The sequence below is a fragment of the Kitasatospora arboriphila genome, from assembly GCF_039528095.1.
Classification (GTDB): Bacteria; Actinomycetota; Actinomycetes; order Streptomycetales; family Streptomycetaceae; genus Kitasatospora; species Kitasatospora arboriphila.
Window position 1 is genome coordinate 39,874 of sequence record NZ_BAAALD010000049.1, and the last position, 19,288, is coordinate 59,161.

The 19,288-nt window shown below is 74.4% G+C and carries 18 protein-coding genes and 2 tRNA genes; 2 read left to right on the top strand and 18 right to left on the bottom strand.

The features are described 5' to 3' along the window. Nucleotides 1-56: 56 nt before the first annotated feature. Nucleotides 57-1,562, bottom strand: coding sequence for an MFS transporter (locus ABD353_RS23710; RefSeq protein WP_344625673.1), 1,506 nt, complete (start codon nt 1,560-1,562; stop codon nt 57-59). 236 nt (nt 1,563-1,798) lie between these two features. Here ABD353_RS23710 and ABD353_RS23715 point away from each other — a divergent pair, with 236 nt between their 5' ends. Then, nucleotides 1,799-2,731 (top strand): helix-turn-helix transcriptional regulator, encoded by a 933-nt coding sequence (locus ABD353_RS23715; protein WP_344625674.1) that lies wholly within the window; start codon nt 1,799-1,801, stop codon nt 2,729-2,731. A gap of 81 nt (nt 2,732-2,812) precedes the next feature. Here the strand turns inward: ABD353_RS23715 and ABD353_RS23720 are convergent. From ABD353_RS23720 to ABD353_RS23755, 8 genes are all read right to left on the bottom strand, one after another. Further along, nucleotides 2,813-2,885: transfer RNA gene (locus ABD353_RS23720), tRNA-Ala, on the bottom strand. 34 nt (nt 2,886-2,919) lie between these two features. Continuing rightward, a tRNA-Ala gene (locus tag ABD353_RS23725) sits at nt 2,920-2,992 on the bottom strand. Between the two features lie 105 nt (nt 2,993-3,097). Continuing rightward, nucleotides 3,098-3,745, bottom strand: coding sequence for a histidine phosphatase family protein (locus ABD353_RS23730; protein ID WP_344625689.1), 648 nt, complete (start codon nt 3,743-3,745; stop codon nt 3,098-3,100). Further along, entirely contained in the window at nt 3,742-4,179 is a 438-nt protein-coding gene (gene rsfS, locus ABD353_RS23735) for a ribosome silencing factor (protein ID WP_344625675.1), read from the bottom strand. Before rsfS ends, ABD353_RS23730 begins: the two co-directional genes overlap by 4 nt. Before the next feature lie 137 nt (nt 4,180-4,316). Continuing rightward, complete coding sequence (locus tag ABD353_RS23740) at nt 4,317-5,291, bottom strand: LytR C-terminal domain-containing protein (protein ID WP_344625676.1); 975 nt, start codon at nt 5,289-5,291, stop codon at nt 4,317-4,319. A 1,034-nt stretch (nt 5,292-6,325) separates the two neighbouring features. After that, nucleotides 6,326-6,955: a nicotinate-nucleotide adenylyltransferase gene (gene nadD, locus ABD353_RS23745; RefSeq protein WP_344625677.1), complete on the bottom strand. Its 630-nt coding sequence runs from the start codon at nt 6,953-6,955 to the stop codon at nt 6,326-6,328. Nucleotides 6,956-7,066: 111 nt separating this feature from the next. Beyond that, the gene (locus ABD353_RS23750) at nt 7,067-7,213 is read right to left on the bottom strand and encodes a hypothetical protein (RefSeq protein ID WP_199922936.1); all 147 of its coding nucleotides are present in this window, start codon (nt 7,211-7,213) and stop codon (nt 7,067-7,069) included. 165 nt (nt 7,214-7,378) lie between these two features. Further along, nucleotides 7,379-7,522: a hypothetical protein gene (locus tag ABD353_RS23755; RefSeq protein ID WP_344625678.1), complete on the bottom strand. Its 144-nt coding sequence runs from the start codon at nt 7,520-7,522 to the stop codon at nt 7,379-7,381. Between the two features lie 192 nt (nt 7,523-7,714). Here ABD353_RS23755 and ABD353_RS23760 point away from each other — a divergent pair, with 192 nt between their 5' ends. After that, the gene (locus tag ABD353_RS23760; RefSeq protein WP_344625679.1) at nt 7,715-8,809 is read left to right on the top strand and encodes a M48 family metallopeptidase; all 1,095 of its coding nucleotides are present in this window, start codon (nt 7,715-7,717) and stop codon (nt 8,807-8,809) included. Nucleotides 8,810-8,866: 57 nt separating this feature from the next. Here the strand turns inward: ABD353_RS23760 and ABD353_RS23765 are convergent, their stop codons facing one another. From ABD353_RS23765 to ABD353_RS23805, 9 genes are all read right to left on the bottom strand, one after another. After that, nucleotides 8,867-9,937, bottom strand: a complete 1,071-nt coding sequence (locus ABD353_RS23765) for an SCO2583 family membrane protein (protein WP_344625680.1) — start codon at nt 9,935-9,937, stop codon at nt 8,867-8,869. Nucleotides 9,938-10,024: 87 nt separating this feature from the next. Continuing rightward, nucleotides 10,025-10,618 carry an SCO2584 family spore wall biosynthesis protein gene (locus ABD353_RS23770; RefSeq protein ID WP_344625681.1) on the bottom strand — a complete coding sequence of 198 codons (594 nt, stop codon included), beginning with the start codon at nt 10,616-10,618 and terminating at the stop codon, nt 10,025-10,027. Nucleotides 10,619-10,701: 83 nt separating this feature from the next. Next, complete coding sequence (locus tag ABD353_RS23775) at nt 10,702-12,009, bottom strand: glutamate-5-semialdehyde dehydrogenase (protein WP_344625682.1); 1,308 nt, start codon at nt 12,007-12,009, stop codon at nt 10,702-10,704. Between the two features lie 77 nt (nt 12,010-12,086). Further along, nucleotides 12,087-12,587 (bottom strand): hypothetical protein, encoded by a 501-nt coding sequence (locus ABD353_RS23780; RefSeq protein ID WP_344625683.1) that lies wholly within the window; start codon nt 12,585-12,587, stop codon nt 12,087-12,089. A gap of 71 nt (nt 12,588-12,658) precedes the next feature. After that, complete coding sequence (gene proB, locus ABD353_RS23785) at nt 12,659-13,795, bottom strand: glutamate 5-kinase (RefSeq protein WP_344625684.1); 1,137 nt, start codon at nt 13,793-13,795, stop codon at nt 12,659-12,661. A 102-nt stretch (nt 13,796-13,897) separates the two neighbouring features. Continuing rightward, on the bottom strand, nt 13,898-15,373 hold the full coding sequence (gene obgE, locus ABD353_RS23790) for a GTPase ObgE (protein ID WP_344625685.1): 1,476 nt from the start codon (nt 15,371-15,373) through the stop codon (nt 13,898-13,900). A gap of 110 nt (nt 15,374-15,483) precedes the next feature. Then, a complete protein-coding gene (gene rpmA, locus ABD353_RS23795; RefSeq protein ID WP_030058248.1) occupies nt 15,484-15,741 on the bottom strand; it encodes a 50S ribosomal protein L27 in 258 nt (85 codons plus the stop codon). Nucleotides 15,742-15,753: 12 nt separating this feature from the next. After that, on the bottom strand, nt 15,754-16,071 hold the full coding sequence (gene rplU, locus ABD353_RS23800; protein ID WP_030270532.1) for a 50S ribosomal protein L21: 318 nt from the start codon (nt 16,069-16,071) through the stop codon (nt 15,754-15,756). A gap of 219 nt (nt 16,072-16,290) precedes the next feature. Further along, nucleotides 16,291-19,288: Rne/Rng family ribonuclease (locus ABD353_RS23805; protein ID WP_344625686.1), on the bottom strand; the 2,998-nt coding region annotated here is incomplete at its 5' end.

A 19,288-nucleotide genomic window follows, 5' to 3' on the forward strand; every position in this document is an offset into this window, starting at 1 on the left:
GTCCTGCCCGCACCGGCCGTCCCACGGCCGGCAGGGGCAGGACGGGCCGGGCCCGGTCACTCCACCGGCCCGCCCGGCACATCCCGCCCGCGCGGCACGGCCCGCCCCTCCACGGCTGCCCGCCCTTCCGCCACGGTCCGCCCCTCCACAGCAGCGCTCCCGGCCCGCCCGGTGACGCCGGCGAGACCGGCCGCCACGACCAGCGCAGCGCCGATGACCGCGGTCGTGACCAGCAGGGCACGGCCGGAGGCCGCCGAGGACGCCGGGTAGGAGACCGCACCGAGGAAGACCGTCCCGAGCAGCGTCACCCCGATCACCTGGCCGAGCTGCAGCACCGTCACCATCACTCCGCTGGCGTCCGCGGCGTCCGCCGGGTCCACCCGCCCGAGCGCCCGGGCGAACAGCGGGCTGTAGGCGCAGCCCGCTGCCACCCCGGTGACGGCGAGCACCGTCTGCACGACGGGGCCGACCGGCCCTCCCCCGCCCAGCAGCAGCCCGACCAGCACGTAGCCGGGGGCGACCACGGCCAGGCCGAGCACGGGCAGCAGCCGGTGCAGGCGGCGCGGCATCCGCTGCCAGAGCAGGCTCGCCGCTCCGAAGCCCACGGACACCGGTACCGAGAGCAGGCCCGCCCGCAGCGCGCTGTTGCCGAGTCCGGCCTGCTGGTGCAGCGCGAAGGCGAACATGAACCCGGCGAACCCGGCCATGATCAGGAAGATCGACCCGGCCGCGGGCAGCAGCCCGGGCGCCCCGAGCACCCGTCCGGTGATCAGCGGCTGCCCGCCGCGCGCCGCCACCCGCCCCTCCACCGCGGCGAAGACGGCGAACAGTGCGGCGCTGCCGGCGAGCATCGCCCAGCCCCAGCCGGGCCAGCCGAGTTCGTGTCCGAGCACCAGCGGCACCACCAGCAGGCCCAGGGCGGCCGCCAGGGTCAGCAGGCCGGGCAGGTCGAAGCCGCGTCCGGCGTCGCCGGGGAGGGCCGGCAGCAGCCGGCGGGAGGCCGCGAGCAGCACCAGGCCGAGCGGGACGTTGACCAGGAAGACCGGCCGCCATCCGGTGCCGAACAGGTCGGCGCTGACGAGCAGCCCGCCCACCACCTGCCCGATCGCGAGGCCGCCGGCCAGCACCGCCGAGTACAGGCCGAGCGCCCGCACCCTGGCGGCGCCGGTGAACAGCCGCTGGATCACGCTCATCACCTGCGGCACCATCACGGCCGCGGCGACGCCCTGGGCGACCCGGAAGCCGATCAGCCAGCCGGTGCCGGGGGCCAGCCCGCAGGCCAGCGAGGCCGCGGTGAAGCCCGCCAGTCCGTGCCGGAACATCCGGCTGTAGCCGTAGCGGGCGCCGAGCCGGGCACCGGTGATCAGCAGCACCGCGTAGGCGATGGTGTAGCCGGCGATGACCAGTTGCAGGGCGGCGCCGGAGGCGTGCAGGTCGGAGCGGACGCTCGGCGCGGCCACGTTGACCACCGAGACGTCGAGCAGGGCCATGAACTGGCCGGAGAGCACCAGCCCGAGGACCGGGCCGGGCCGGGAGCCGCCACGCGCGGCGGCGGCGGGCACCGGGGCGGCAGCAGGTACCGGGGCAGCGCCCCCGGGCGAAGCACCCGCAGGCGAAACACCTGCGGGGGCGGCACCTGCGGGAGCGGGGCCGGCGAGCGGAGGGCTCGCGGGGTCAGGAGTCCGTACGTCCGTCATACCGGGATCGTCGGTGGCGCCCGGTACCGGTGGTTAGAGCCTGCTGATCCTGGTACCGACAGCACCTGTCGGCGGCGGCCGCGCTCGGCCACGATGGGGGCATGACCGTGCTGGAACCGGACACCGTCGCCGTACCCCGCAAGGACCTCCGGCGCGAGGAGCTCGCCAAGTTCCTCCGCGCCTGCCGCGCCCGGGTGCGGCCCGAGGACGTCGGCCTGCCGCCCGGCCTGCGGCGCCGCACCCCGGGCCTGCGCCGGGAGGAGGTGGCGCAGCTCGCCGGCCTCGGGGTCACCTGGTACACGTGGCTGGAGCAGGGCCGCCCGATCAACGCCTCCGAGCAGGTGCTGGCCTCGGTGGCCCGCACGCTGCGGCTGGACGCGGCCGAGCGCGACCACCTGTTCCGGCTCGCCGGGGTGCGGCCGCCGTCGCCGGCGGAGCCCGACGATCCGGAGTTCGACGGCGCGACCCAGGCCATCCTCGACCAGTTGGGCCCGCTGCCCGCGGCGGTCTGCAACACCCGTTTCGACGTGCTCCGCCACAACGCCGCGTACGAGGCGCTCTTCCCGCGGGCCACCCGGCCGGCCCGGCCCGGCGGGCCGCGGAACAACATGTGGTGCGCGTTCACCGTGCCGGACTGCTGCAACCCCTTCCTCAACCGGGACGAGGAGCTGCCCCGGATGGTCGGGGTGCTGCGGGCGGCGTACGGGCGGCACCTGGGCGAGCCCGTCTGGGAGGCGTACGTGCGGGACCTGTCGGCGGCCAGCGACCGCTTCCGGGAGCTGTGGGACCGGCAGGAGGTGGCTCCGCCGCGGACCACCCGCAAGGTCTTCCGGCACGCCGGGGTCGGTGTGCTGAACGTCCGGGCGTCGTACCTGACCCTCCCGGACCGGCCGGAGGTCTACCTGGTCGTCTACACCCCGGAGGGGCCGGAGGACCGGCGGCGGCTGGAGCGGATGGCGGCCGAGCCCGCCGGGGCCCGGCCGGAGTGCACCCACGGCACGCCCGGGCCGGAGCGCACCCGCGGCGCCGCCTGAGCGGGCGGCCCGTCGGGGACGAGGAGCCGGAAACGTCGGAGGCCGCCATCCCCGTCGGGGTGGCGGCCTCTCGGACTGCTGTGGAGCTATGGGGAATTGAACCCCAGACCTCTTGCATGCCATGCAAGCGCTCTACCAACTGAGCTATAGCCCCGCGACACGAACGGCCTCGGGCCGCTGGTGCGGAGTGGAGCTATGGGGAATTGAACCCCAGACCTCTTGCATGCCATGCAAGCGCTCTACCAACTGAGCTATAGCCCCGCAGTCCGTTTCGTCCGCCTCCCTCTCGGTCGGCGTCCTCGCTGCGAACGAGGAAGACTCTAGCCGGTCAGGCCCCGAACTGCGAAATCGCCTGCCGGTGCGGGCTCACGTCTCGTCGCCGATGACCGGCTGCGGCAGGGTGCCGGCGTTGTGCTCCAGCAGCCGCCAGCCGCGCACGCCCTGGCCCAGCACCGACCAGCAGCAGTTCGACAGGCCGCCGAACCGCTCCCAGAGCACCGGCTCCAGGCCGAGCAGCCGCCCGATCATGGTGCGGATGGTGCCGCCGTGCGACACCACGACGAGCGTGCCGTCCTCGGGCAGCTTCTCGACCGCGGCCAGCACCACCGGGACGGCGCGGTCGGCGACCTCGGCCGCCAGCTCGCCGCCGCCGCGGCGCACCGGGTGGCCCTGCGCCCACGCCTCGTACTCCTCCGGGTAACGGGCCCGGATCTCGGTGTTGGTCAGGCCCTGCCACTCGCCGGCGTACGTCTCCCGCAGTCCCTCGTCCTGGTGCACCTCCAGGCCGGTCACCTTGGCCAGCTCGGCCGCGGTGCGGGCGGCCCGCTGCAGGTCGGAGGAGACCAGCAGGTCGGGCCTCAGGCCGGCGAGCAGCCGGGCGGCCCGCTGGGCCTGGAAGATGCCCTGGTCGGTGAGCGGGATGTCGGTGCTGCCCTGGAACCGCGACTCGAGGTTCCAGGACGTCTGGCCGTGGCGCCAGAAGACGATGCGCGGCCCCCGCGCGGCGCGGCTCAGCTCTCGTCCTCGGCGACCGCGTTGCCCGCGGCGTCGGTGCGGGCGCCCTCCGGCCGGTTGCGGGTGGCCAGGGCGTCGGCCGGCAGCGGCAGCTCGGGGCAGTCCTTCCAGAGCCGGTCGAGGGAGTAGAAGGAGCGCTCCTCGGAGTGCTGGACGTGCACGACGATGTCCAGGTAGTCGAGGAGGATCCAGCGGCCCTCGCGCTCGCCCTCGCGGCGCACGGGCTTGACGTCGAGCTCCTCGCGGAGCTTGTCCTCGATCTCCTCGGCGATGGCCCGGACCTGGCGGTCGTTGGCCGCGGAGGCGATCAGGAAGGCGTCGGTGATCGACAGCACGTCGCTGACGTCGAAGGCGATGATGTCGTGCGCCAGCTTGTCAGCCGCCGCCTGTGCGGCGACGTTGATGAGGTCCTGGCTCCGGTCAGTGGCAGTCACGGTGTTCTTCCGGCTCGGCTACGCGTTTTCCCCTCCAGGATCTCACGAACGCCCCGGGCCCCCGATCGAATTGACCGGGGGCCCGGGGCGGGCGCCTGCGGGGGCGCGGGCCGGACCGCTGCGCGGGCCCGGCCTGACTACTGCGCGGGCTTCTCGGTCGTCTTCGCCCCGCTCGCCTTCGGGTCGGCCGTCTTCTGGTCCGCCTTCGGGTCGGGCAAGGGCTTGTAGTCCTTGCCGAGGACCACGACGAGGTCGGCGTTCTGCGGGTCGGTGACCTTCTTGACCGCCTCCGGCTTGAGCCCGAGCGCACCGGCCAGGGTCTTCGCGGCCTCGGCGCGGGCGTCGTCGGTGTAGCGGATCTCACTGGTGGCCTGGGCGGTTCCGGCCTTGCCGCTGCTCGGCACGACCTCCATGCCGGTGTTGGTGATCTGCACCGACGCGGACTCGGCGGCCTTGTCCAGGCCGGAGGCGTTGAGCACCGACACCCGGGGGGTGCTGCCGGCGGCGGCGGCGTTCTTGATGGTGCCGCCGAGCACGTCCTTGACCTGCCGTCCGGCGGTGGCCTCGTCCAGCGTGCCGTCCGGCTTCGCCTGGAGCAGCTGGGTGGCGAGGTGCCCGTCCCTGCCCTGCTGGGCGAGCTGTGCGAGGACCCCGGAGAGGGCCTTCTCCGGCAGCGAGGGGTCGAGCACCGCGTTCATCCGGTGCACGTCGTCGGTGGCCTCGTCCAGGTCGGTGGGCATGGCCTGCAGCACGGCCTGCATGACCTGCCCGAACCTGGCCAGCTGGGCGCCGCGGTCCTCGCCGGGCGCCTGGAGCGTGGCGTAGGCGGCGGCGGCCTGGCCGTTGAGGCTGACGCCCTTGCCGGCGGAGGCGAGCACCTTGCCGTCGGCGGCCTTGACCTCGGCGTTGGTGTCGACCTTGATGCCGCCGAGCTGGGCGACCAGCAGGGTCAGGTACGGGGTGTCCAGCCGCCAGGTGCCGGCGACCGGGGCGCCGAGCACGGTGGCCAGTCCCTCCCGGGTGCCGGACGAGCCGATGTCGTCCAGGCCCTTGCCGACCGTGGTGACGGTGGAGTCGTTGGGCAGCCGCAGGGTGTCCGGGATGAGCAGCACGGTGCCCTTGTGCCCGGAGGCGTCGTTGACCAGCAGCGCGGTGGTGACCTTGCCCTGCAGGTCGCGCAGGTGGACGACGTTGACCTGGCGCCCGCCCGCGGCGGCCGCGGCGGATCCGCCGCTGTCCCGGCCGGTCCACCACGGGCCGCCCCCGGCGCCGCCCCCCCCCCCCCCCCCCCCCCCCCGCCCCCCCCCCCCCCCCCCCGACCCCGCCGGCGACGACGGCGGCGGCCACGGCCAGCCCGATCAGCCGGTTGCGCAGCCGGCGGCGGCGCTCGGCGCGGACCTCGCTGCGGGACTCGGCGAACTTCAGCCAGTCGATGACGTCCTCGGACTCCTCCGCCTCCTCGTCGACGAAGGTGAACTCGCCGGTGGCGTAGTTGTCGCCGGCCGCGGCGGGACGCCGGTTCTGGCGGCTGCCGCCGACCTGCTCGGACGGCTGCGCGGGCCGGGCGGGCGCGGCGGCGCGGGCGGTCGCGCCGGCGGCCCCCGCGGCAGCGGCGGTGGCCGCCGGGGAGACCTGCTGGAGCGGCGGCTGCTGCACCGGGGGGCGGCGCGCGGGCTGCTGCACGAAGGACTGCTGGTTCGGCTGCTGACCGGGCTGCTGCTGCGGCGGCACGGGCGCCTGCTGCGGGGCGGCGCCCTGCTGGTACGGGTCCTGCACCCAGCCCTGCTGCCCGCCCTGGCCGGCGTACGGGTCCCAGCCCTGCGGCTGCTGCTGGTGCTGCTGGTAGTAACCCTGCTGGCCCTGCTGGTAGGCGCCCTGCTGGTACTGGCCCTGCTGCGGGTACTGCCCGGGCTGGGGGGAGGCGCCCTGGCCGTACGCGTCCTGCTGGTAGGCCTGCGGCTGCTGCTCCTGATAGCCGGCGTACGGGTCGTAGCCGTACTGCTGGCCCTGCTGGTGACCCTGCTGCGGCTGCTGCTCCTGGGGCCAGCCCTGCGGGTCGTAGGGGTCGTAGCCCTGGCCGTACGGGTCCTGCTGGTAGCCCTGCGGCCCTCCGCCTGCGGTTCCGGTCACGCCGTCCCTCCCGGGATCAAGGCCGGGCCGGCGCATAGAGCGCCCGCTTGTGGATGTAACGCACCACGCCGTCCGGGACGAGGTACCAGACCGGCTCGCCCTTGGCGACCCGGTTGCGGCAGTCCGTGGAGGAGATGGCCAGCGCCGGCACCTCGACCAGGGAGACCCCGCCGACCGGGAGACCGGCGTCCGAGAGCGTGTGCCCGGGGCGGGTGCAGCCGATGAAGTGGGCGAGCTCGAAGAGTTCGTCGGAGTCGCGCCAGGAGATGATCTGCGCGAGCGCGTCGGCGCCGGTGATGAAGAACAGCTCGGCGTCCGGGTGCAGGGCGTGCAGGTCGCGCAGGGTGTCGACGGTGTAGGTGGGGCCCTCGCGGTCGATGTCGATCCGGCTGACCGAGAACTGCGGGTTCTCCGCGGTGGCGATGACCGTCATCAGGTAGCGGTCCTCGGCCGGCGTGACGTCCCGGTCGGACTTCTGCCACGGCTGCCCGGTCGGCACGAACACGACCTCGTCGAGGTGGAAGGCACTCGCCACCTCGCTGGCGGCGACCAGGTGACCGTGATGGATCGGGTCGAAGGTGCCACCCATCACGCCGAGGCGCTTACGCGCCTTCGGCGCACCGGTGCTCCCGGCCTGCTGTCCCATGCCGCCACACCTTACGCGACGCCCGTCACGGGGCGGCAAGCCGCCCGGAGAGGTCCGCGGGAGGGAGCGCGCAGCTTCTGTGCAGGCGCTCCCCCGCGGTGTGCGGCCGGCTCAGCGGTCGCGGTTGAAGCGGGTGGTCAGGAAGAGCAGCAGCAGCAGGATGAACAGCGCGGACCCGCCGGTCAGGTAGGGGTTCAGGCTCTCGTGGTTGCCGCCCTCGGCGAGCTGGGTCAGGGCGGGCAGTGCAGCAGTGCTCATGGTCGGCAGGACCTTCTCGGCTCGGGGGCGGACGAGGGTGCGGGCCGTACGGCCTGCGGCCTCATCGTACGGGTGGGCCCTGCGCAACCGCGCGGCGGCCCACCGCGTCTGACCCCTCGTAGGTGGGGGCCCGGCCGGGGCGGCCGCGGCGGCCCGCCGGGCGGGTCAGTCGCGGCCCGCGCGGACCAGGATCCAGGCCAGCAGGCCCACGCCCACGATGGAGCCGATCACGATGATCCGCAGGAACAGGCCGGGGCCGTTCTCGCTGGAGATCGGTCCGGCCAGGTGCGCCAGGGTGGCAGGGGACATCGGGGGTGCTCCTCTCGGTCCGGACCTCGCTCCGGACGACCAGCGTAAGCCGGGGCGTTCCGGACACCGAGCACCGCCCCCGGGCGTACGGTGGACCGCCGGGGACGAGTACGGGCACACGGACGTTGGAGCCAACAGCAGCGGGGGCCGGCCGGGGGGCCGGTGCCGGCGACGACCAGGAGGTACTCACACATGACCGACTTTTCCAAGGACGGCGGCAACACGCCCAGCCGGCGCCGGCAGCGCTTCCCGGAGATCTCCACCCGGGCCTGGGAGCACCCGGCCGACCGGTCGGCGCTGGTGGCGCTGCGCAAGCTGAGCGGCTTCGACGACGTCCTCAAGAAGCTCGCCGGCCTGGTGTCCGAGCGCAGCGTCCGGCTGATGTTCCTGGCCACCGCGGTGAAGACCTCGGAGCGTCAGTTCCCGGAGCTGTACGGCATGGTGCGGGACGCCGCCTACGTGCTCGACCTGGAGAAGGTGCCGGACCTGTACGTCACGCAGGACCCGGCGGTCAACGCCATGTGCATCGGCATGGAGACGCCGATCATCGTGCTGACCAGCGGCCTGGTGGAGCTGCTGGACGAGGAGGAGCTGCGGGCCGTCGTCGGCCACGAGGTCGGCCACGCGATGTCCGGCCACGCGGTGTACCGGACGATGCTGCTGATCCTCACCAACATCGCCGCCCGGATCGCCTGGCTGCCGCTGGGCAGCCTCGCCATCATGGGCGTGATCACCGCGCTCAAGGAGTGGTTCCGCAAGGCCGAGCTCTCCTGCGACCGGGCCGGCCTGCTGGCCGGGCAGGACCTGCAGGCCTCGATGCGCGGCCTGATGAAGCTGGCCGGCGGCCACAACCTGGCGGAGATGAACGTCGACGCCTTCCTGGAGCAGGCCGACGAGTACGAGCGCGCGGGCGACCTGCGCGACGGCGTGCTCAAGCTGCTGCAGGTGCTGCCGCAGACCCACCCGTTCGCGGTGGTCCGGGTCGCCAAGCTGAAGAAGTGGGCGGAGAGCGACGAGTACCGCTCGATCCTGGCCGGCGCCTACCCGCGCCGCGGCGACGACCCGCAGACCTCGGTCGGCGCCCAGTGGAAGGCCGCCGCGGACTCCTACTCGCAGTCGGTCAAGGAGAGCAAGGACCCGCTGATGGGCCTGCTGCGGGACGTGGCCGGCGGGGTCGGCACGGTCGGCGGCAAGCTGCGGGACACCTTCGCGGGCGCCCGCTCCGGCGGTTCCGCGGGCCCCGACGGCTCGGAGGGCGGCGCCGCGGACGGCGACGGCCGGGACTGACACCGGCGGCGGTGCCGCAGTGACACCGGGCGGGGTGCCCGGGCCGGACGGGCGGGCTCACCGCCCGGCGGCCGGCTTGCCGGTCAGCGGTCCGAGCGCCCCGCACACCTGCCAGGCCGGCCGGCTGCGGTCACCAGGGTCGACGGCCTGCGGTGCGGTCGCCGTGCTGCCCGCCAGCAGCGGCTGCAGGTAGCTGCTCATCGGGGCGCCGCACGAGGTCGGCCCGGCCTGCACCACCGCGTCGACCAGCCGCAGCCGGTCCGAGCTCAGGTCCAGCCGGTCGAAGGCGAACCGCAGCTCCCGGCGGACGCTGACCAGGCTCACCGGCCCGTCCGAGGTGCCGGCCGCCCGGACGGCGTAGACGAAGGTGTGGTCGGTGGTGACCTCCAGCGTCCCGCTGTCGGCCTCGCCCACCCGGACGACGCCGGAGGTCCGCACGCCGTCGACGGCCAGCGCGACCTTCCCCGGGTCGAACCGGACCAGCCAGCCGGTGGCGGCGTGGTGCTGGTCGTCCTGCGGGGTGTTCACGCTGTCGTCGTACTGCGCCTGCTCGCCCGGCGTGACGAGGGCCCGCACCTCGGCCGTCTCCCCCTGGACGAGGGTCGCCGGGGCCAGTGCGGACGCGACGAGGTAGCGCTGCACCACGGAGAGCGCCCGGTTGACGTCCGACCGGGTGAAGTGCGCGGTGGCGGCGCCGGCCGGCAGCGCCAGTCCGGCCGTCCCCTCCCCGTAGGCGGCGGGCAGCGCCGCGAACGGGTGCTCCGGGTCGGCGACCGCGGCCACCGGCCCGGTCGGGCTCAGCGCCACCAGCGAGGTGGTCAGCTGGTTGCCGGACGGCGGCGCGGCCTGCCGGTGAGGCGAACTGACACCGAAGTACACCGCCGCCGCGAAGGCCAGGAAGACGACCAGCAGCAGCGCCACCGCCTGCCGCGGCAGCGTGCCGAAGGGCCCGAGGCCGACCCGCGGCCGGGTCGCCCGGTACGTTCCGTCGAGCCGCTCCTGGGCCGACAGCTCCTGGATCCGGGCAGCCCGGACGAACGATTCGTCGAAGACGACGGACCGGAACTCGTCATCGCTGCCGGAACCGCCCTCGGGCGCACCCTCCGGAGGCTCGCGCGGGTCACCCATAGCACCAGGGTAGAACCGGGCGGGCCAGGGTTCGACCGGCGGGCGGCCTCCGCCCCGCGTCCCGGCGCGGCGCCGCCACCGGCCCGCTCAGCCGCTCAGCAGCGCCACGGCGCTGGGCAGCGGCACGGCCGGCGGCGAACCGGGCGTGCTGCTCGAACCCGTCTCCGGACGCCGCGGCGACTCGCCGGCCCCGTTGGCCCCGCGGTAGATCGCGGCCACCGCGACCGCCACCACGCCGACCCCCATGACCACCGCCAGCACCCAGGCGACCGGCCGGTGCCAGCGCTGCTGGGCGACGTGCCGCCCGTCGTGACCCATCGGCTCCCAGCCGACCGTCCGGGCCCAGCGGGCCCGGCGGCGGGCCCGGTCGGTGCCGGACCACGGATCGGGGTACAGCCGGTCGTCGTCCAGACCGCGCGGGTGCGGGCGCAGCTCCAGCGGCAGGACGTCGCCGGTGCCGGCCATCTCCGGTGCGATCAGGTCCCAGGGCCGGGCCGGGCCCGCGGTCTCCGGCTCGACCCGGGCCTCGGCGGCGGCCAGCTGCCGCTCCAGGGCACTCGGCTCGTGCACGGCCGCGGACCGGACGAAGGCCTCGTCGAACACCACGGTGGCGAACTCGTCGTCCGCACCACCGTGGTCGGCGCCGTCGGGGTACGGCGAGCCCCCCACATCCTCAGCCACGGGAATCAGCGTATTACCGGGCGGGCGGTTTGTCTGGGGCTCCTGCCAGTTGGCCCGACCGCCCGGAGCGCGCGCCGGTCGGCTCAGGAGCCGACGGTCTGCTGCGCCTCACCGCGGACGTGGCCGTCACCAGTGACGATGTACTTGGTGGAGGTCAGTTCGGGCAGGCCCATCGGGCCGCGGGCGTGCAGCTTCTGGGTGGAGATGCCGATCTCCGCGCCGAAGCCGAACTCACCCCCGTCGGTGAACCGGGTCGACGCGTTGACCGCCACGGTCGTGGAGTCGACCAACTGCGTGAAGCGCCGGGCGGCGGCCTGCGAGGTGGTGACGATCGCCTCGGTGTGGCCGGAGGACCAGCGGCGGACGTGCGCCACGGCGGCGTCCAGCGAGGGCACCACGGCGGCCGCGATGTCGTACGAGAGGTACTCGGCCTCCCAGTCCTCGTCGGTGGCCGGGACGGCGGTGACGGCGGTGCCCTCGGCGGCCTTCAGCACGGCGTCGTCGCCGTGCACGGTGACGCCGGCGCCGGCCAGCGCCTCCAGGGCGAGCGGCAGGAAGGCGTCGGCGATGTCCTGGTGGACGAGCAGGGTCTCGGCGGAGTTGCAGACGCTGACCCGCTGGGCCTTGGAGTTCAGGAGGATGCCGACCGCCATCGCCAGGTCGGCCTGGGCGTCGACGTAGACGTGGCAGTTGCCGGTGCCGGTCTCGATCACCGGCACGGTCGAGCCCTCGACCACGGTGCGGATCAGCGAGGCGCCGCCGCGCGGGATCAGCACGTCGACCAGGCCGCGGGCGCGCATCAGCTCCTGCACCGAGTCCCGGCTCTCACCGGGCACCAGCTGGATCACGTCGGCGGGCAGGCCCACCGAGGCGACCGCGTCGCGGAGCACCTCGACCAGGGCGGTGTTGGAGCGGTAGGCGGAGGCGGAACCGCGCAGCAGGACGGCGTTGCCGGACTTCAGGCAGAGCGCGGCGGCGTCGACGGTGACGTTGGGGCGGGCCTCGTAGATGATGCCGACCACGCCGAGCGGCACCCGGACCTGCCGGACGTCGAGGCCGTTGGGCAGGGTGTAGCCGCGCACCACCTCGCCGACCGGGTCGGGCAGGCCGACCACGTCGCGGACGTCCGAGGCGATCGCGGCGATCCGCTGCTCGTCGAGGCTGAGCCGGTCGACGGTGGACTCCGGGGTGCCGGCCTCGCGGGCGCGGGCGACGTCCTCGGCGTTGGCGGCGGTGATCTCGGTGCTCCGGGCGACCAGCGCGTCCGCGATCGCCAGCAGCGCGGCGTCCTTGGCGCTGCGCGGGAGCGGGGCGAGCGCGGCGGCCGCCTCACGGGCTCGGCGCGCGACGGCGAGGACGGGGCTGTCGGTGGTGGCGTGGTCGCTGGTCATGCCTGAAGGGTAGCGACTCGCGGCCGCCGTCCCGGCCCGCATTTCGTCGGCTGAGACGCGGGCCGCGGCGCGGCAGGTCAGTACGGGTGCACACCGCCGAGGTGCGGCGGCGGGTCGCCGAAGCCCTCGGCCACCCGCTGGTGGTAGGTGGTGCGGTCGACGACCTCCAGGCCCACGATCTCCCACGGCGGTAAGTTCGCGGACGCCTTGTGCTCGCCCCACAGCCGCAGCGCGATGGCCGCGGCGTCGTGCAGGTCGCGGGCCTGCTCCCAGTACCGGATCTCGGCGTGGTCGGCGGCGTAGCGGGCGGTCAGGAAGAAGGCGTGGTCGTGCGCGAGCCGTTCCAGGGCGGACCGGAGTTCGGCGATCGGGGTGGCCCGGCCGGCCACCGACAGCACGACGTGCCAGAGCCTGCCGTGCTCCTCCGTCTCGCCCTCGCCCTCGCCGTGCGGGTGCAACTCCCGGACGGCCTGCGGGGGTTCACCGGGCGGGTCGCCGCCGGCGCGGCCGCCCGCGATGCTGGTGAGCCGCCGCGCGGACGTCTCCCCGGGCAGTGTTCCCGGGCGCCTGCTTGCCATCGGCGGCCTCCTGTTCGGCGACGTCCCCTGCTGCCCGGGCGCCGCCCGCTGCACCGGCCCCGGTGGCCCCGTCAGCCGCGCAGGACGACCAGGTCGTCGCGGTGGACGACCTCGCGCTCGTACGCGGCACCGAGCTCCTGGGCCAGCTCCCGCGTGGACCGGCCGAGCAGACGGGGCAGCTCCCTCGCATCAAAGTTGACCAGTCCGCGGGCGACGATGTGGCCGTTTTCGCCAAGAAGGTCAACGGGATCACCCGCGGTGAAGTCGCCGTCGACCTTGGTCACACCGGCCGGGAGCAGGGACTTCCCGCCGAGGACGACGGCGTCGACGGCACCGGCGTCGAGGTGGAGCGCGCCGCGCGGGGTGGAGGCGTGTTCGAGCCACAGGAGCCGGTCGGCGGAGCGGCTGCCGGTGCGCAGGAAGAGCGTGCCGACGGGCCGGCCGGCCAGGGCCTCGGCGGCGTGGCTGGCGGCGGTCAGCACGACGGGGATGCCGGCGCCGGTGGCGATCCGGGCGGCCTCGACCTTGGTGACCATGCCGCCGGTGCCGACGCCGGCCTTGCCGACGCTGCCGATCTCGACGCCGTCGAGGTCGTGCGGGCCGCGCACGGTGTCGATCCGGGTGGTACCGGGCCTGGCCGGGTTGCCGTCGTACAGCGCGTCCACGTCGGAGAGCAGCACCAGCAGGTCGGCGCGGACGAGGTGGGCGACCAGCGCGGCCAGCCGGTCGTTGTCACCGAACCTGATTTCGGCGGTGGCGACGGTGTCGTTCTCGTTGACGACCGGCATCGCGCCCATCGCGAGCAGCTGGTCGAGGGTGCGGTAGGCGTTGCGGTAGTGCGAGCGCCGGCTGGCGTCCTCGGCGGTCAGCAGCACCTGGCCGACCCGGATGCCGTACCGGGCGAAGGAGGCGGTGTAGCGCGCGACCAGCAGGCCCTGGCCGACGCTGGCGGCGGCCTGCTGGCGGGCCAGGTCGGAGGGGCGCTTGGCGAGGCCGAGCGGGGCGAGGCCGGCCGCGATGGCGCCGGAGGAGACCAGGACGACGTCGGGGGCGTCCGGGCGGGAGCGGACCTTGGCGAGCGCGTCGACGAGCGCGTCGACCCGGTCGGCGTCCAGGCCGCCGGCCGCGGTGGTCAGTGAGGACGAGCCGACCTTCACGACGATCCGCCGCGCGGCGAGGACGTCCTGCCGCAGTGTCTGACCCGTCATCAGTGTCCTCCGGTCGTGCTGGATCGAGCCCGCTGCTCGGTCGCAATCTACGCGATCCGCGCAGCGGGCCCGTCGGGGTTTTCAGCTGGTGGACGCCGGGGCTCAGTAGTCCTCGTCGTCGCCCTCGATGGCCTGGCGGCCGGAGGAGAGCGCCTCGAACGCGCGGTACTCCTCCTCGGCGGCGTCCCGGCCGCGCTGGCGCTCGCGGCGGCGGTCGACGGCGGGCCGCTGGGTCTCGAAGCGGTGGTCCTCGCCGCGGCGGCCGAGCATCTCTGCGCCGGCGGCCATGGTCGGCTCCCAGTCGAAGACGACCGCGTCGTCCTCGGGGCCGATGACGACGGTGTCGCCCTCCTGCGCGCCGACCTTCCAGAGCTCCTGCTCGATGCCGAGGCGGGCCAGGCGGTCGGCGAGGTAGCCGACGGCCTCGTCGTTGCTGAAGTCGGTCTGGCGGACCCACCGCTCCGGCTTGACGCCGCGGATGCGGTAGACGCCGTCCTCCTCGGTGATGGTGAAGCCCGCGTCGTCCACGGCCTTCGGCCGCAGCACGATCCGGGTCGACTCCTCGACCGGCTTGGCGGCGCGCGCCTCGGCGACGATCTGCGCCAGGGCGAAGCTCAGCTCGCGCAGGCCCTTGTGGGCGAGCGCGGAGACCTCGAAGACGCGGTAGCCGCGCTCCTCCAGCGAGGCGCGGGTGAGGTCCGCGATGTCCTGGCCGTCCGGCACGTCCACCTTGTTGAGCGCGACCAGGCGCGGCCGGTCCTCCAGGCCGCCGTACTGGGCGAGCTCCTCCTCGATGGTCTCCAGGTCGGTGAGCGGGTCGCGGCCGGGCTCCAGGGTGGCGCAGTCGAGGACGTGCACCAGCACCTCGCAGCGCTCGACGTGGCGCAGGAACTCCAGGCCCAGGCCCTTGCCCTGGCTGGCGCCGGGGATCAGGCCGGGGACGTCGGCGATCGTGTAGACCGTCGAGCCTGCGGTGACCACGCCGAGGTTGGGGATCAGCGTGGTGAACGGGTAGTCCGCGATCTTCGGCTTGGCGGCGGAGAGCACCGAGATCAGCGAGGACTTGCCGGCGCTCGGGTACCCCACCAGGGCGACGTCGGCGACGGACTTGAGCTCCATCACGATGTCGCGGGCCTCGCCGGGCTCGCCGAGCAGGGCGAAGCCCGGGGCCTTGCGGCGGGCGGAGGCGAGGGCGGCGTTGCCGAGGCCCCCGCGGCCGCCGGCGGCGGCGACGAAGCTGGTGCCGTGGCCGACCAGGTCGGCGAGCACGTTGCCCTTCTTGTCGAGCACCACGGTGCCGTCCGGCACCGCCAGGACGAGGTCCTGGCCGTCGGCGCCGGTGCGGTTGCCGCCGGCGCCGGGCTTGCCGTTGGTGGCCTTGCGCTTGGGCGAGTGGTGGTACTCGAGCAGGGTGGTGATCTGGCTGTCGACGGTGAGGATGACGCTGCCGCCCTCACCGCCGTTGCCGCCGTCGGGCCCGCCGAGCGGCTTGAACTTCTCCCGGTGAACGGAGGCGCAGCCGTGGCCCCCGTTACCCGCGGCGACGTGCAGCTCGACGCGGTCCACGAAGGTGGTCATGGTTGTGCCTCCAGTACGACGGAAAAGATGGGGTCCTGCGGTAAAGCATGAAGGGTGGACCGGAACATTCCGGCCCACCCTTCACGACGAGTCCTGACGTGGGGTCAGACTCAGGCCTCGACGGCCACGATGTTGACGACCTTGCGGCCGCGACGGTTGCCGAACTGCACGGCACCGGCGGTCAGCGCGAACAGGGTGTCGTCGCCACCGCGACCGACACCGGCACCCGGGTGGAAGTGGGTGCCGCGCTGGCGGACGAGGATCTCGCCGGCCGAGACGACCTGGCCGCCGAAGCGCTTGACGCCGAGGCGCTGGGCGTTCGAGTCACGGCCGTTACGGGTAGAGCTTGCGCCCTTCTTGTGTGCCATCTCGCTATCCCCTTACTTGCTGACGGAGTCGATGCTCGTGATGCGCACCGCGGTGTACTTCTGGCGGTGACCCTGACGACGGCGGTAACCCGTCTTGTTCTTGTAGCGGAGGATGACGATCTTGTCGCCCTTGGTCTCCTCGACGACCTCGGCGTGCGCCTTGACGCCACCGAGCACCCACGGGTCGGAGGTGACGGCGTCACCGTCGACGACCAGGACGGTCGACAGCTCGACCGAGTCACCCGGCTTGGCCTCGATACGGTCGATCTCCAGCACGTCGCCGACGGCGACCTTATGCTGGCGGCCGCCTGCGCGAACGATCGCGTACATGCGGTACCTGCTTTCTGTACTCGGTCGGAACTCACCGATGCCAGCCCCTGGGTACGGACACAGGGGCCTCCCCCGGAACCGCGGACGGATCCGGGAGGTGATGTGCTCGGGAGCATGGCGTAACACGCCGAGGGTCAAGAATACGGACCGGCCCGCGCGGGGGCAAACCGGGCCCTACCGGGCCCGGGGCGGCACGTCGGCCGCCCCGGGCTCGGGGCGTCACTCGGCGGCGCCGTCACCTTCGGCGGCCGCTGCCTTCTTGGCCGCCGCGCTCGTCCGCTTGGTGGCGGTCTTGCGGGCGGTGGTCTTCTTGGCCGCGGTGGTCTTCTTCGCGGCCACGGTCTTCTTGGCGGCGGTCTTGCGGGTCGCGCGCTTCTTCGGCGCGGCCTCCGCGGCCTCCTCCTCGACCGGCGCCTCGGCGGCCTCGGCGGCCTCCGCGGTGACCACGGCGGTCTCGACGGCCTCCGCGGCCTCGGTGACGGCCTCGGCCGCCTCCACGACCGCCTCGACGGCGGCCGGCTCCGCGGCGGCGGCGGTCAGGGCGGCCTCCATGGCGGCCTCGGCCCGGGCCTGCAGCACCACGATCTCGGCCTCGGCCGGCGAACCCGCCGGGGCCGTCGCCTTGCGCACCGCACGGCGACGGGTGCGGCCCGCGGGGGCGGCCACCGGCTCGGCGGCCTCCGCCACGGCCTCGGCCGGCGCCTCGGCGGTCTCCGCGGGAGCGGCCTGGGCCTGCGCGGCCTCCGCCGGCTCCTCGGCGCGCATGTCGACGACCTCGATGTCCTCGGCGGCCTCGGGGAGCTCCAGCGCCTCGGGCGCCTCCTCCGGGGCCTCCGTCGCGACCGCGGCCTCGGCCTGCGGCTCGGCGTGGGCGCCGCCCTTGCCGCGCCGACGGCGCTTGCCGCCGCCCGTCTCACCGGCCGCCGGGGCGGCACCGCCGCCGCCGTGGGTGTGCGGCTGGTCCATGTGGACGATGACGCCGCGGCCGTTGCAGTGCACGCACGCCTCGGAGAAGGACTCCAGCAGGCCCTGGCCGACCCGCTTGCGGGTCATCTGCACCAGGCCCAGCGAGGTCACCTCGGCCACCTGGTGCTTGGTCCGGTCCCGGCCCAGGCACTCCAGCAGGCGGCGCAGCACCAGGTCGCGGTTGGACTCCAGCACCATGTCGATGAAGTCGATCACGATGATGCCGCCGAGGTCGCGCAGCCGCAGCTGGCGGACGATCTCCTCGGCCGCCTCGATGTTGTTGCGGGTGACGGTCTCCTCGAGGTTGCCGCCCTGGCCGACGAACTTGCCGGTGTTGACGTCGACGACGACCATCGCCTCGGTCCGGTCGATCACCAGCGAACCGCCGCTCGGCAGCCAGACCTTGCGGTCCAGCGCCTTCATCAGCTGCTCGTCGATCCGGTAGGTGGCGAAGACGTCCACGTCGGAGGTCCAGCGCTGGAGGCGCTCGGCGAGGTCCGGGGCCACGTTGGAGACGTAGTCGTGGATGGTGTTCCACGCGTCGCCGCCGCTGACGATGACCTTGGTGAAGTCCTCGTTGAAGATGTCGCGGACGACCCGGACGGTCATGTCCGGCTCGCCGTAGAGCAGCACCGGCGCGTTGCCGGTGGCGGCCTTCTTCTGGATGTCCTCCCACTGCTGCTGCAGCCGCTGGACGTCCCGGGTCAGCTCCTCCTCGCTGGCGCCCTCGGCGGCGGTGCGCACGATGACGCCCGCGTCGTCCGGGACGATCTTCTTGAGGATCTGCTTGAGGCGGGCCCGCTCGTTCTCGGGCAACTTGCGGCTGATGCCGGTCATCGAGCCCTCGGGCACGTACACCAGGTAGCGGCCGGGCAGCGAGATCTGGCTGGTGAGGCGGGCGCCCTTGTGGCCGATCGGGTCCTTGGAGACCTGCACCAGCACGGACTGGCCGGACTTCAGGACCGACTCGATCCGGCGCGGGCCGCCGTGGCCGCCCAGCGCGCCGAAGTTGACCTCGCCGGCGTAGAGGACCGCGTTGCGGCCCTTGCCGATGTCGACGAAGGCGGCCTCCATCGACGGCAGCACGTTCTGGACCTTGCCCAGGTACACGTTGCCGACGTAGCTGGTGGCCTGCTCCTTGTTGACGTAGTGCTCGACCAGCACGCCGTCCTCGAGCACGCCGATCTGGGTGCGCTCGCCGTTCTGGCGCACCACCATGACGCGCTCGACCGACTCGCGGCGGGCCAGGAACTCGGCCTCGGTGATGATCGGCACCCGGCGGCGGCCCAGCTCGCGGCCCTCACGGCGGCGCTGCTTCTTGGCCTCCAGGCGGGTGGAGCCCTTGATGGACTGCACCTCGTCCGGGTCGAACGACGGCTCGGTGGAGCGGCGGCGCGGCTCGCGCACCTTCACCACCGTGCGGACGCCGTCCTCGGTGGTCTCGGCCGGCTCCGCGGCACCCTCGCCGCCGCGGCGACGACGGCGACGACGGCGGCGCGAGGAGGACAGCCCGGCGGCGAGCTCGTCCTCGTCCTCGTCCTCGTCCTCCTCCGGCTCGGCCTCGCCGGAGGTGTCCTCCTCGGCGGAGGCGTCCTCCTCGGCCTGGGACAGCTCGGCGGCCTCCGGCTCCTCGGCCTCACCGCGGGCGCGGCGACGGCCGCCCCGGCGGCGGCGGCGCGACGGACGGCCGTCCTCCTCCCACTCGCCCTCCTGCTCGGGGCCCGTGCCGGCGGCCTCGGGGGCCTCCTGCTCGGCGGGGGCGACCTCGGCGCGGGCGGGGGTCTGCGCACGGGCGGGGGTCTGCGCACGGGCGGGCGCCTGCGCACGGGCCGGGGTCTGCACCCGGACGGGGGTGCGGACCCGGCGGCGGCGGCCGACGCCGCTGTACTCGTACTCCTCCTCCTCGCTGCCGCCCTCCTCCGCGGCGGCGGCCGGTGCGGCCGCAGCGGCGGGCGCGGTCGGCGCGACGTACGGAGCGGGCTCCTGGAAGACCGGGGCCTGGAAGAGCGCGGTGGACGGGCGGACCGCCCGGCGGCGGACGCGGTGCGACGGCTCGGGCTCGGCGGCCGGGGCCTCGGCGGCGGGCGCCTCGTCCTCGGCGGGCTCGGCAGCGGCCGGGGCCTCCTCCTCGACCGGCTCGGTCGACGCGGCGGGCTCCTCGGCGGCCGGCTCCTCGGCGACGACCGGGGCCTGCTCGACCACGCGGCGGCGGCGGGTGCGGCGCGCGGGCGCGGCCTCCTCGGCGGCGGGC